A 13,041-nucleotide genomic window follows, 5' to 3' on the forward strand; every position below is an offset into this window, starting at 1 on the left:
CTGCCTCGTCCTGGTCTTTGTGCTGCAGATACAGCGACGAGGCCCGCTGTGGCAAAGAAATCTTGGGCCGCGACAGATCACAGGCGTGTTATTGCGGCCTTCCTGCCCGTTCGGCCTCGGCCGCGGCCAGACGCGCCTCGATCCCGGCAAGGCGCGAAAGCACCTCGTCGCGGTAGGCGTCGGTGCGCTTCACGTCCTCTTCGGCATGGGCGTCCTGCATGGAATTCACGATCAGGCCGACCAGAAGGTTCACCACGGCAAAGGTGGTGACCATGATGAAGGGCACGAAGAAGGCCCAGGCATAGGGATAGGCCTCCATCACCGGGCGGACGATGCCCATCGACCAGCTTTCCAGCGTCATGATCTGAAAGAGGGTATAGGCCGAATTGCCCAGGTCGCCGAACCAGTCGGGGAAACCGTCGCCGAACAGCTTGGTCGCCATGACGGCGCCGATATAGAAGATGATCGCCATCAGAAGAAACACGCTGCCCATCCCGGGCAGCGCCGTGATGAAACCTTCGACCACCCGCCGAAGCCGGGGCGTGACCGACACCACCCGCAGGACCCGCAGGATCCTGAGCGCCCGGAGCACCGAAAAGCCCTGCGCGGCGGGGACCAGCGCGATCCCCACGATCGCAAGGTCGAACAGGTTCCACCCCGACCGGAAGAACCGCCCGCCATAGGCCACCAGTTTTGCCGCGATCTCGACCACAAAGACCACAAGGCAGGCGGTATCCAGCGCCAGGATCAGAGGCCCGAAGCGGGCCATGACCGGATCCGAGGTTTCCAGCCCGAGGATCACGGCGTTGAACAGGATCACCGCGATGATCGTGTTGCGGACAATCGGGCTTTCCAGCCAGCGGATCAGGTTGGCACGCATGACGGTTCCGTCGTTCCTGTCAGGAAGGTTTCCGCGCCATATGGGGGCGCGAGAAGCGGGCGGCAAGTTCCACATGTGCCGACCAGCGGAACTGATCGACGACCTGCACCCAATCCAGGCTGTATCCCGCCGCGATCAGCGCCCTGGCGTCGCGCGCGAAGGTTGCCGGGTTGCACGATACGGCGGCGATCACCGGCACGCCCGACCGCGCAAGACAGGCGGTCTGCGCCTCGGCACCGGCGCGCGGCGGGTCGATGACGACAGCGGCGATGCCCTTGAATTCGTCGGGCTCCAGCGGACGGCGGAACAGGTCGCGCGCCTCGGTCTGCACGCGCTTCAGCCCCTCGGCCTGACGCCAGCCCCGATCCAGCGCCGCAACCATCGCCGCATCCCCCTCGACGGCCAGAACCTCGGCCTGTTCCGCAAGCGGCAGGGCAAAGGTTCCTACACCGCAGAACAGGTCGGCCACGCGGGGCGCATCGCCCACGGCCTCGCGCACGGTCGCAAGAAGCGCGGCCTCGCCTTCGGCGGTTGCCTGCAGGAAGGCCCCCGGCGGCGGCACGACGCGCGCCCGCCCGATGGCGATTGCGGGCGGCACGCGCAGGGCGATGGTTTCCCCCTCCCAGGTCAGGCGGGCGATCCCGTGCGCTTCGGCCAGCCGCGCCAGTTCAAGGCGGAACGGCCCGTCCAGCGGCTTGCCGCCGGTCACGGCAATATCGGGACCGACCAGCGATTGCGTCACCGTCAGGGTCAATTCCCCATGACGGGAACAGCCCGCCAGCACCAGCGCCTCAAGCGCGGGCATCGCCGCCATCAGGTCGGGATGCAGAAGCTGGCAATCGGGCACCGCCACGATGGTATCGGAGGCGCGCGCGTGAAAGCCCACCAGCGACCCGCCCTTTGTCCGGCGCCCGGACACGGCCGCGCGCCGCCGCGACCGGGCGGGCGAGGTGATGACCGGGCGCATCGGCGCCTCGATCCCCTGAACGGCCAGCGCAGTGCGCACGATCCCCTGTTTCCAGTCGGCAACGAACCCGTCGGCCGCATGTTGCATGATGCAGCCCCCGCAGGCGCGGGCATGGCGGCAAGGCGGGCGCACCCGCAGGGTCGATGGCGTGACGATCCGCGCACCTGCCAGCCGGTCGCCGGTCAGGTCGCCCTCGACCACTTCGCCGGTCAGGGTCTGGGGCACGAACACCGGGCCGTCCGGCCCCTGCGCGATGCCGTCGCCCAGATGCCCGACCCGTTCGATTGTCAGCTTCATTCGGCAGCCTCTTCCGCCTCGTCCTCGTCGGCACCGATAAACCCGCCCGACTGCCGGTTCCAGTAGCGCGCGTAAAGCCCACCCGCTGCCAGCAAATCGTCATGGCTGCCTTCCTCGACGATGCGGCCGTGATCCAGTACGATGATCCGGTCCATCGCGGCAATGGTCGATAGCCGATGCGCGATGGCCAGCACGGTCTTGCCTTCCATCACCCGGCCGAGCGCCTCCTGGATGGATGCCTCGACCTCGCTGTCCAGCGCGCTTGTCGCCTCGTCCAGAACAAGGATCGGGGCATCCTTCAGGAAGGCGCGGGCCAGCGCGATCCGCTGACGCTGACCGCCGGAAAGCTTCACGCCGCGTTCGCCAAGATAGGCGTCATAGCCCTTGCGCCCCTGATGATCGGCCATCGCCATGATGAAGTCATGCGCCTCGGCCTGCCTTGCTGCGGCGATGATCTCGTCCTCGGTGGCGTCGGGGCGGCCGTAGGCGATGTTGTCGCGGGCCGACCGGTTGAACATCGCGGTTTCCTGCGTGACCATGCCGATCTGGCGGCGCAGGGATTCCTGCGTGACCTCGCGCACGTCATGGCCATCGACCAGAACGCGCCCGGCCTCGGTGTCGTAAAGCCGCAAGAGAAGCGAAACCAGCGTCGATTTTCCCGCCCCCGACGCGCCGACGATGGCCAGCTTTTCGCCGGGTTGCACCGTAAGGTCGATGTCCCTCACCCCGGCATGGCGGCGGCCATAGCCGAAACTGACATGATCGAACCGCACCTCGCCACGGACGCGGGGCAGGTCCACGGCCCCGGATGGATCGGCCAGCGTGTGCGGGACGGCCAGCGTGCGCATCCCGTCCTCGACCTCGCCCACCGAGGTATAGATCGACATCAGCGTGAAGCTGACCCAGCCCGACATCTGCGCGATCCGCATGGCAATGGCCCCGGCCGCCGCGATGGCCCCTGCGGTGGCGGCGCCTTCCGCCCACAGAAGCAGCGTACCACCGATCAAGAGCACGGGCAGCACCCCGGCCCAAGTCATCAGGGCAAAGCGGAACGCGGTGGAAATCTGGCCGAATTCCAGCGACCGGGCGCGGAACACTTCCATCGCCTTCAACGCGACTCGATCCTCGAAGGCGGCATGGGCGAACAGCTTGACCGTCTTGATGTTGGTGATCGTGTCCACCACCTGCCCCGACACCATCGCCCGGGCCGAGGCGCGCGCGGCAGAGTTCGTCTTCACCTTCGGCAGGAAAAAGCGGATCAGCGCCAGATAGCCCACCATCCACGCCGCCAGCGCCAGCGCCACGCGCCAGTCCACCGCGACCAGAAACACGACCGACCCGATGACCGAGGCCAGCGCGAAGGCCACGGTATTGATCATCTCGGTCGCCACGTCGGTGACGGCGCGAGCCGCCTGCATCTGCTTTTGCGCGATGCGACCGGCGAAATCGTTGTCAAAGAAGGTGACGGCCTGCCCAAGCGTCCAGCGGTGCAGCCGCGACAGGACAAGCGGCATCACGTTCGGCCCGATCACGATGGAGTTCGAGGCGGAGGACGCCGCGAAGGACAGGGGCCGAAGGACCAGATAGAACAGCAGGAACAGGCCCAGCAGGACTGCGCTTTCTGCCAGAAACCGTTCCGGCCCGGCGGCCAGCGCGGCGTCGATCACCGCGCCAAGGATCAGCGCGCTGACAACTTCCATCGTGCCCGCCAGCGCCGACAGGGCCGCGGCCAGCCACAGCCACGGCCAGGATCCCTTCAGCGCCCACCGCATGAACGCGCCCAGATCACCGGGCGGCGGTCCGTCCGCGGGGCGGAAGGCGTCGATCACGTTGCCGAGGCGGGCCATCATCTTCATTCTGCGGCCTCTCCTGCGTCTTCGGCGTCCGAGCCGATGAACCCGCCCGACTGCCGCGCCCAGAACCGGGCGTAAAGCCCGCCCTTGCGCAGCAATTCGTCATGCGTGCCGGTCTCGGCGACGCGGCCTTCGTCCAGCACGACGATCCGGTCCATCGCCGCGATGGTGGACAGGCGGTGCGCGATGGCGATCACCGTCTTTCCGGCCATGACGCCATAAAGCGTCTTCTGGATCGCGGCCTCGGCCTCGCTGTCCAGGGCGCTTGTGGCCTCGTCCAGAATGAGGATCGGCGCGTCCTTCAGGATCACGCGGGCGATCCCGATCCGCTGGCGCTGACCGCCCGACAGCTTCACGCCCCTTTCGCCCACCTGGGCGTCATATCCGGTGCGCCCTTCCTGATCCTCCAGCGTGTGGATGAAATCATGCGCCTCGGCCCGGCGGGCGGCTTCGACCATCTCGACCTCGGTCGCATCGGGGCGGCCATAAAGGATGTTGTCGCGGATCGAGCGGTGCAGAAGGCTTGAATCCTGCTGCACCATCCCGATCTGGCGGCGCAGGCTTTCCTGCGTGACGCGGGTGATGTCCTGCCCGTCGATCAGGATCTGCCCGCCTTCCGGGTCGGCCAGCCGCAGCATCAGCTTGACCAGCGTCGACTTGCCCGCCCCCGACCGGCCCACCAGTCCGATCCGTTCGCCGGGCGCGATGGTCAGCGTCACGCCCTGCAAGCCGCCCGTGTCCCGGCCATAGTGATGGCGCAGGTCGCGGATTTCGATCCGGCCCTCGCGCAGGGCCAGCGGGCGGGCATCCCGGGCATCGGTCAGCCCGATCGGATGGGTGATCGTCTCCATCCCTTCGGCCACGACACCCAAAGCCTGCACCAGCGAGGATGTGGCCCACATGATCCAGTAGGTCATGTTGTTCAGCCTGAGCACAAGCGCAGTCGCGGCGGCCACGGTGCCGACGCTCGCCTGCCCCTGATACCACAGGACCATCGCCCAGCCCGTCACCGCCACGATCAGGAAGCCGTTCAGCAGCGTCAGCAGGATGTCCATCTTGGTGACGATCCGCATCTCGAACTGGAACTTCCGGCGCGCGGTCTCGATCGCCTCGGTGGCATAGGCGATCTCGCGGTCATGATGCGCGAACAGCTTGACCGAATGGATGTTGGTATAAGCGTCCACCACCCGCCCCGTCACCGCCGAACGCGCGTCCGAACTGGCCTTGGCGGCGGGTCCGGCATGGCGGATCGTCCAGCGGACCAGCAGCACGTAAAGCCCGAACCAGATCACCAGCGGCAGGGCAAGGCGCGGGTCAGCCTCGGCCAGCATCAGGCCCGAACCCACCACCGTGACCGAGGCGAAGGCCATCGCATCGAAGGTCTGGAATACGGCATCGCCCGCGGCGGGCGGGGTTTGCATGATGCGATTGGCGATGCGGCCCGCGAAATCGCTTTCGAACCATCCGACCGGCTGGCGCAGCACATGGGCATGGGCGCGGAAGCGGATCATCGTTCCGAAGTTGGGAAGGATGGTGTTGTGCAGAAGCGCCACGCCGACCCCGGCCAGCACCGGCTTCAGCAGCAGGATCGCCGCCGCGACCGCGATGATCTCGCCCCCGTAGGTGGCCCAGACCGACGAGGGATCGTCCGAGGCCAGCACATCGACCAGACGGCCCATGTACCAGATCAGAGCCACATCCATCGCCGCCATGATGATCGACATGACGCCGGTCACGGCAAAGACGCCCCGGAAGGGGCGGACATATTCCTTCAGGAATGGCCAAAGCCGCCGGGGCGGCGTATCGGTCTGCTCGTAGGGCCCGTAAGGGTCGACGAGGCCTTCGAAGAAACGGAACACGGGTGTCAGGCCTTCATGCGCGTCACCGCCCAGATATAGACCCCTGCGGCGGAAAGGGAAACCTCAGGCCAGCAGGTCCTCGCGCTTGAGGACAAGGCCCGAGGCGATCCAGCGGTTTTCCAGCGCCTTCAGCCTTGCGCCAAGCGCCGCGCCCTCCAGCCCCGGCATCAGATCGGCAGCGCGGACGGGAAAGACCGCGCGCGCGCCCCGCGCCACCTCTTCCCCCCAGGTCTCGGGCGGGGCCGTTTCCATCAGCACGGCCCGCACGAGGATCGCATCGCCCGCCCGCTCGGCCCCGAGGCGATAGCCCAGCTCGACCGCGGCCGCATCCGACAGGGCGGCAGACCGGATCGCCGCCAGTGCCGCCGCATCGCTGCGCGACAGGCGAAGGCGCTCGGCGGCCTCTTCGCCCCCCAGTGCGGCCAGCCGGCGCAGCCAGCGGGGCACTTCTGCCCCTTCCAGATGGACAAGCGGTGCCAGCCAGCGCGCATCGGCTCCCGGCAGAACGTGGCGCAGCACGCCCGCCTGCGCCATCGCCGCCACCGATGGCGCCGGATCGGGGGCTGACAGAAGTTTGCGCATTTCGGCCCCGATCCGTTCGCGCGACAGCCGGTCGATCCCGTCCGCATGGGCGGCACAGGCCGCAAGGCCATCGGCATCGAGGCCCGCGGCAGGGTCGCCATAGACCGCGTGAAAGCGGAAGAAGCGCAGGATGCGCAGGTAATCCTCGGTGATGCGGGCCACCGGATCCCCCACGAATCGCACGCGCCGCGCCACCAGATCGGGCAGGCCACCCAGCGGGTCGATCACATGGCCATCGGGCGTGGCGTAAAGCGCGTTCATTGTGAAATCGCGCCGCGCCGCATCTTCGGCCAGATCGTCGGTGAAGGCCACGACCGCGCGCCGCCCGTCTGTGGCCACGTCACGGCGCAGCGTCGTCACCTCGTGCGGGACGTGATCGGCGATCACCGTCACCGTGCCGTGGTCGATGCCGGTCGGCACTGCCTTCAGTCCCGCCGCAGCCGCAAGGTGCAACACCCGTTCGGGCGGCGCATCGGTCGCGATGTCGACATCGGCGACCGCGACGTCCAGAAGCGCATTGCGCACGCAGCCGCCAACGAACAGCGCACGGTGCCCCGCCGCCGTCAGCATCGCGCAGACGGGCTGCGCCGCCACCATCCAGTCGCCGGAAATCCCTGTCATTCGCCCTGCATCCGTTCCGCCAGCCCGCGCAGGATACGCGCGGTTGCCCCCCAGATGTAATAGGGGCCGTAGGGAACGGTATAGTAGCGCCGCCATTCGCCGCGCCACATCCGCCGCTCGACCCGGAAATTCGCGGGCGCGAGGACATGCGGCAGCGGAACCGAAAACACCTCGTCCACCTCGCCCGGCTCGGGAACGGGCGTGAAGTCGCCCACCAGCGCGAGGATCGGGATCACGGTGTAGCCGGTGACGGTTTCATGCGCGGGCAACCGGCCAAGCAGCGTGACGCGGTCAGGGGGCAGGCCGATTTCCTCATGCGCCTCGCGCAGGGCGGCGCCTTCGGGGCCGGCATCGCCCTCGTCTATCTTGCCGCCGGGAAAGGCGATCTGGCCGGGATGGTGTTTCAGGTGCGACGACCGTTTCGTCAGGATCAGGCGCGCGCCTTCGGCCTGCTGCCAGACCGGCACCAGAACCGCCGCCGGGCGCAAGCGGCGCCCCGGCGGCAGCACTGTGCCCGGGTTCAGATCGAAATCCGACGAGTCGCCCGGCCCGGACCGCAGGGCCCGGGCCAGCCTGTCAGAGAGGTTCACCCCCGGCCCCCTTCGTGGCTTCGAAGCCAAGTGTCGCCGGGTCCAACTTGTAATGCGCGCCGCAGAACTGGCAGTCGGCGGTGACATGACCTTCGGGCGTGGTCATCTTCTGGATGTCCTTGGCCGAATAGATCGACATGGTGTTGCGCACCTTGTCTTCGGAACAGGAACAGCCGAAGCGCACCGGCTGGGCATCGAACACGCGCGGCCCTTCCTCGTGGAACAGCCGCACCAGCAGGTCGGTCGGCGGCAGATGGGGGCCGATCAGCTCCATCTCCTCGACGGTGTCGAGCAGCATGTTGACCCGGTTCCAGTTGTCACCGGCATCGCCGCCAAGGATGTCGCTGTGCGTCAAGAGGCCGCCTTCGCCCGATCCGGCTTCGGCGGCAACGCCCATGCCGACCTGCGGCATGTGCTGCAGCATCAGCCCGCCAGCGCGCCAGCTCGCCGCGCCGCCCGGCATCTGGCTGCGTCCATAGCGCAACTGGAACCGCGTCGGAAGCTGTTCGGACTGGGCGAAATATGTTTCCGCGCAGGCCGCCAGCGAGCCGCCGGCGATGGGGGTAAAGCCCTGGTAGGGCAGCATCCCCTGCCCCTGATCCAGCATCACCGCGAAATAGCCTTCGCCGATCTGGCTGAACGGATCGGCGTCCAGGTCTAGACGGGTCGCATCATAGCTGGCATAGGCGCGGATGCGGGCGGGCTCGCCCTGTTCGGAGGGGCCGTAATAATCGGTCGCGATCAGCCGCGCCGCGCCCTTGCCGCGCACCTGCAGGCTGAGCTTCCAGCGCAGCTTGATGGTCTGGCCGATCAGCGCGGTCAGCAGCGCCATTTCCGAAACGAGCGCCTCGATCGGGGCGGGATAGTTGTGCTGTTTCAGGACGTGATCCAGCACGCCATCCAGCCGCGCCACGCGCCCGCGCACGTCGGCGGCGTCAAGTTGGAATGGCAGGACGGTATCGTCCCAGGCGATCTGATTTCCATGCGTCATCGGGGGTGTTCCTTCAGGCCGTGGCCTTGACATTTGCGGCCTATATAGGGGCAATGGCCCGACAACCCAAGGGGCCAAGATGATCCGGCGATACGGCGAATCCGTCAGACCTGACATGCGTTATCGCCGCAGGCCCGGTGTCTATGCCATCCTTCTGCGCGGCCCGGACATCCTGACCACCTTCCAAGAAGACCCCACGCCCGAGTTCCAGTTGCCCGGCGGCGGGATCGACCGGGGCGAACATCCGATCGCCGCCCTGCACCGCGAGGTGATCGAGGAAACCGGCTGGATCATCGGCGGCCTGCGGTTCTTCAGCACCTTCCGCCGCTTCGCCTACATGCCGGAATACGACCTGTGGGCGGAAAAGCTGTGCGCCATCTATGTCGCGCGACCGGCCCGCCGGATCGGCCCGCCGTCGGAGCCGGGACATACCGCCGTCTGGATGCCTGCGGTCGAGGCGGTGGATCGTCTGGGCAACGCAGGCGACCGGGCGATGCTGGCGCGGCTTTTGTCGGCCAGCCGCTAGGACGGATCGCGGGGCCGGCGTCCTGCGGATCAGGCAAGGCCGCCCTTGAACCGGAACAGCACGCCCGACACGTCATCGGGAAAATCCTCGCCCCCCATCCGGTCGGCCAGTTTCCAGACCAGCGCCTCCAGCATCGGGCCGCAGGCCATGCCGTGCATTTCCTCCAGCATCGCCGCCAGCCCCTCTTCGCCAAGGTCGCCTCCGCCCGCGACGGGGCATTCGGTGACGCCGTCGGACACCAGAAACAGCCGGTCGCCCGGCTCCAGCCAAAGTTCCACCCGCTGCCATTCGGCCCCTTCGATCAGCCCGATGGGAAGCCCGCCTTCGCCCACCTTTTCGATCCGGCCACCGGCCCGGATCAGAACCGGGTGCGGATGCCCCGCCTGCACCAGCCAGACACGCCCTGTCTTCAGGTCGATCTCGGCATAGGCGAGGGTGAAATACTGGTCGAGTTGCAGTTCCTCGAACATCATCCGGTTGAACCGCGCCGCCACCGTTTCCGGCGGCCAGGCATCGCGATAGCCGTAAAGCCCGCTGACGATGGCGATGTTCTGGTCGCGTGACGAATTCGACAGAAGCCCGGCCAGACGCGCCGTCATCATGGCCGAGGCCACGCCATGCCCAGACACATCCACCGAATAAAGCGCGATGCGGCGCGGGGTGATTTCGAAGAAGCCGGCCAGATCGCCGCCGACATGGCCCGAGGGCCGCAACAGCGCCGCCACCTCGCCCGCGCCGAAATCGCGTTCGCGGTCCCGCACCAGCGTCTGCTGCAGCTTGCGCGCCTCGATCAGGTCGCGGTCGAGCGAGGCGTGGACCTTCTGCAATTCGTCAAGTGTGGCACTGACCAGCCGGTTCTTTTCCAGCAGTTCGATCTGCATCCCGATGATCCGCCCGCCCGCCCGCAGGCGGGCGTGCAGTTCGTCCGGGTTCACCGGCTTGGTCAGGAAATCGTCGGCGCCCCCGTCCAGCCCGTCGGCCACTTCGGCCTTTTCCGATTTCGAGGTCAGAAGGATGAAATAGCGATAGCCTTCGTCGGGAAGCGCCCGGATGCGGCGGCAGAGTTCAAGCCCGCTCATCCCCGGCATCACCCAGTCCGACAGGACGATGTCGGGCAGATCGGTCCGGCAGACCTCCAGCGCCTCTTCGGCGCTGGCAGCTTCGGTGACACGGTAACCCCATCGCCGCAGGTGCAGGGCAAGCACGGCCCGTTGCGCCCGGCTGTCGTCCACGACCAGCACGCGCAGCGCGGGCGGCGCGGCCTGCGGCGTTTCCCCTGCCCGGTCAGTGTTCCGATCCGCGATCACATGCACTATCCTTTCCCTTGGCCCGGACCATGCGCGCCAGGCGTTAAGGGCGGGTGAAAGGTAAAATTGCGGGCGTTTCGCCGCGGTGGCGTTACCGGCCGTTAAAGCCCCGGCGCGATCCTTGGCCTCGTGTGGTGCCACAGGGCCTGTGGCGATGGAGGGTGACATGATCGACTGGGGGCGGGTCGCGGAATTGCGCGACGAAATCGGCGATGACGGCTTTGACGATGTGGTGGACCTGTTCATCGAGGAAACCGATGAGGTCGTCGCCGGGCTGGCCGCATTGTCCGGCGGGGCGGATATCGAAAAAGCGCTGCATTTCCTGAAGGGTTCGGCCCTGAACCTGGGCTTCACCGATCTGGCCACGCTGTGTCAGGCCGGTGAACGGCAGGCGGCGGCTGGGGCCGCGCAGGCGGTGGATCGGGAACGGCTCGGGCAGGTCTATGCGGAAACGCGACGCATCTTCCTTGGCCGGTTGCGGCGCAGCGCGGCCTGACCGTCAGATCAGGAACTCGGCCAGCGTCTCGTCGCTGGTGATGTCGCGATAGGTGAAGCCGGCGGCATCCATGTTGGCGAAAAGCGCATCGAAGTTCGTGGCCTTCTTCGTCTCGATCCCGATCAGGACCGACCCGAAGTTGCGGGCCGACTTCTTGAGGTATTCGAACCGCGCGATGTCGTCATCGGGCCCCAGCATCATCAGGAACTCGCGCAGGGCACCGGGGCGCTGCGGCATCCGCAGGATGAAATACTTCTTCAGCCCCGAATAGCGCTGTGCGCGTTCGCGCACTTCGGGCAGGCGTTCGAAATCGAAGTTCCCGCCCGATGTCACGCAGACCACCGTCCGCCCGGCGATCTGGTCGGCAAGGACCGGCAGCACATCGACCGACAGCGCCCCCGCCGGTTCCAGCACGATTCCCTCGACGTTCAGCATCTCGAGCATCGTGACGCAGATCCGGTCTTCGGGCGCCAGCAGCACATGCGCCGGGTCCACCCATTTCAGCGCCTCGAACGTCCGGTCGCCGAGGCGCGCCACCGCGGCCCCGTCGACAAAGCTGTTCACCTTCGGCAGGGTCGCGGGCTGCCCCGCCCGCAGCGCCGCGCTGAGACTGGCGCCGCCAAGGGGTTCGACAAAGCGGAATTCGGTCAGGGGCGCGACCTCGCGCAGATAGCCCGTGACGCCCGAGGCCAGCCCCCCGCCACCGACGGGCAGGATCACCAGATCGGGCGCGGCACCCAGTTGCGCCAGCAACTCAGCCCCCACACTGGCCTGCCCTTCGATCACGTCGGCATCGTCGAAGGGCGACAGGAAATGCGCACCCCGTTCGGCGCAGAAGGCCTTAGCCGCGGCCAGCGTCTGGTCGAAATAGTCGCCCGTCAGCACGATCTCGACATTGTCGGCACCGAAGGTACGGGTCTTGTCGATCTTCTGCTGCGGGGTCGTCACCGGCATGAAGATCGTGCCATTCACCGCGAAATGGCGGCAGGCGAAGGCCACGCCCTGCGCGTGATTGCCCGCGCTTGCACAGACGAATTCGCCCTGCTGCGGATCGGCGGCACGCACCTTGCGCATTGCGTTGAAGGCGCCGCGCAGCTTGTAGCTGCGCACCGGGGTCAGGTCCTCGCGTTTCAGCCAGATGTCGGCACCATAGCGCGCCGACAGGTGATCGTTGCGCTGCAACGGTGTGGGATCGAACAGGTCGCGCAGGGCGCGGGTGGCGGCACGGGCGGCATCGGCAAACTGGGTCATCGCGCCAGTTAGCCGCGCAAAGCCCCGCCCCGCAAGGCCCGTGTCAGGCCCCGGTCAAGCGACGAGTTGCCGCTTTTCGATGTAATGACCGTAAAGCGTGGTCAGGACGGACAGCCCGACCATCATCATCAGCCAGTTCACCGCGATCTGGACCAGAAAGCCAAGCACCGGGATCAGGATCAGAACCGCCGCGATCACGGACAGCACGAAAGAGGCCACGAAATAGATCCCCGTCAGTGCCAGAAGCGTCGGCCATTCGCCGCGCGTGGCCGCCCAGGCATCGGCCAGCCCGCCGCCGCCCTCAAGCGCCGCCCCCGGCATCGCGGCCGAAAGCCGCCACCCCACGGTGGCCAGAAGCAGGATGATCGGGATCATCACGATCACCGCAAGGGCCGAAGGTTCACCCATCGCGCCGCCGAAGAAAATGACCGGCAGGAACAGGACAAGCCCGATCCCCAGCAGCACGAGGCTCACGATCAGGCCGCGCAGGAAATAGGCGACGACACGGTCGCCGTGGAACCGGGGAAGCCATCCCACCGGTTCGTTCATCAGCACGAAACGATGCCAGTTCACCGCAACCGTCATCAGGACGACCACATAGAAGACGACGAGCAGCGCCAGCCAGATCATGCCGGATGCATCCGTGGCCCCGCTGGACATCTGGGCCGAAAGGAACAGGCCGCCAAGCCCCGCCCCGACGACCAGCAGAACCGCGAAGGGCACCGCAGAAACCCTGAGCGCCACACCGATGTTCCCAATAACCTGCCGCAGCGAGTGAATGAATATCTGCCAAGCCTTCATCGCCAATATCCCTTTTGATC

General features: G+C 67.1%; 12 protein-coding genes. 2 read left to right on the forward strand and 10 right to left on the reverse strand.

The window, feature by feature from the left end:
* Positions 1-88: 88 nt before the first annotated feature.
* The 7 genes from E7811_RS07080 to hslO form a co-directional block, all read right to left on the reverse strand.
* On the reverse strand, positions 89-880 hold the full coding sequence (locus tag E7811_RS07080) for an ion transporter (RefSeq protein WP_136393827.1): 792 nt from the start codon (positions 878-880) through the stop codon (positions 89-91).
* Between the two features lie 19 nt (positions 881-899).
* Entirely contained in the window at positions 900-2,144 is a 1,245-nt protein-coding gene (locus tag E7811_RS07085) for a class I SAM-dependent RNA methyltransferase (protein ID WP_136393828.1), read from the reverse strand.
* A complete protein-coding gene (locus tag E7811_RS07090; RefSeq protein WP_136393829.1) occupies positions 2,141-4,000 on the reverse strand; it encodes an ABC transporter ATP-binding protein in 1,860 nt (619 codons plus the stop codon). Before E7811_RS07090 ends, E7811_RS07085 begins: the two co-directional genes overlap by 4 nt.
* A complete protein-coding gene (locus E7811_RS07095; protein ID WP_136393830.1) occupies positions 3,997-5,856 on the reverse strand; it encodes an ABC transporter ATP-binding protein in 1,860 nt (619 codons plus the stop codon). The genes E7811_RS07090 and E7811_RS07095 overlap by 4 nt, the downstream gene beginning before the upstream one ends.
* A gap of 63 nt (positions 5,857-5,919) precedes the next feature.
* Positions 5,920-7,059 carry a CCA tRNA nucleotidyltransferase gene (locus E7811_RS07100; RefSeq protein WP_136393831.1) on the reverse strand — a complete coding sequence of 380 codons (1,140 nt, stop codon included), beginning with the start codon at positions 7,057-7,059 and terminating at the stop codon, positions 5,920-5,922.
* Positions 7,056-7,649, reverse strand: a complete 594-nt coding sequence (locus E7811_RS07105; RefSeq protein WP_246020250.1) for a CoA pyrophosphatase — start codon at positions 7,647-7,649, stop codon at positions 7,056-7,058. The genes E7811_RS07100 and E7811_RS07105 overlap by 4 nt, the downstream gene beginning before the upstream one ends.
* On the reverse strand, positions 7,636-8,640 hold the full coding sequence (gene hslO, locus E7811_RS07110) for an Hsp33 family molecular chaperone HslO (protein ID WP_136393833.1): 1,005 nt from the start codon (positions 8,638-8,640) through the stop codon (positions 7,636-7,638). The genes E7811_RS07105 and hslO overlap by 14 nt, the downstream gene beginning before the upstream one ends.
* Positions 8,641-8,719: 79 nt before the next feature.
* On the opposite strand from hslO, the gene E7811_RS07115 reads away from it, so the two are divergent.
* Entirely contained in the window at positions 8,720-9,166 is a 447-nt protein-coding gene (locus E7811_RS07115) for an NUDIX domain-containing protein (RefSeq protein WP_136393834.1), read from the forward strand.
* A gap of 29 nt (positions 9,167-9,195) precedes the next feature.
* On the opposite strand, the gene E7811_RS07120 is transcribed toward E7811_RS07115, so the two are convergent.
* On the reverse strand, positions 9,196-10,473 hold the full coding sequence (locus E7811_RS07120) for a PP2C family protein-serine/threonine phosphatase (RefSeq protein WP_394345600.1): 1,278 nt from the start codon (positions 10,471-10,473) through the stop codon (positions 9,196-9,198).
* A 166-nt stretch (positions 10,474-10,639) separates the two neighbouring features.
* On the opposite strand from E7811_RS07120, the gene E7811_RS07125 reads away from it, so the two are divergent.
* Complete coding sequence (locus E7811_RS07125) at positions 10,640-10,969, forward strand: Hpt domain-containing protein (RefSeq protein WP_136393836.1); 330 nt, start codon at positions 10,640-10,642, stop codon at positions 10,967-10,969.
* A gap of 3 nt (positions 10,970-10,972) precedes the next feature.
* Here E7811_RS07125 and ilvA read toward each other — a convergent pair whose 3' ends face one another.
* Together ilvA and E7811_RS07135 are read right to left on the reverse strand one after the other, a co-directional pair.
* Entirely contained in the window at positions 10,973-12,220 is a 1,248-nt protein-coding gene (gene ilvA, locus E7811_RS07130) for a threonine ammonia-lyase IlvA (protein WP_136393837.1), read from the reverse strand.
* A gap of 54 nt (positions 12,221-12,274) precedes the next feature.
* The gene (locus E7811_RS07135) at positions 12,275-13,021 is read right to left on the reverse strand and encodes a hypothetical protein (RefSeq protein WP_136393838.1); all 747 of its coding nucleotides are present in this window, start codon (positions 13,019-13,021) and stop codon (positions 12,275-12,277) included.
* Between the last annotated feature and the right edge of the window lie 20 nt (positions 13,022-13,041).

Origin of the sequence: Aliigemmobacter aestuarii (assembly GCF_004799285.1) — a bacterium.
Classification (GTDB): domain Bacteria; phylum Pseudomonadota; class Alphaproteobacteria; order Rhodobacterales; family Rhodobacteraceae; genus Aliigemmobacter; species Aliigemmobacter aestuarii.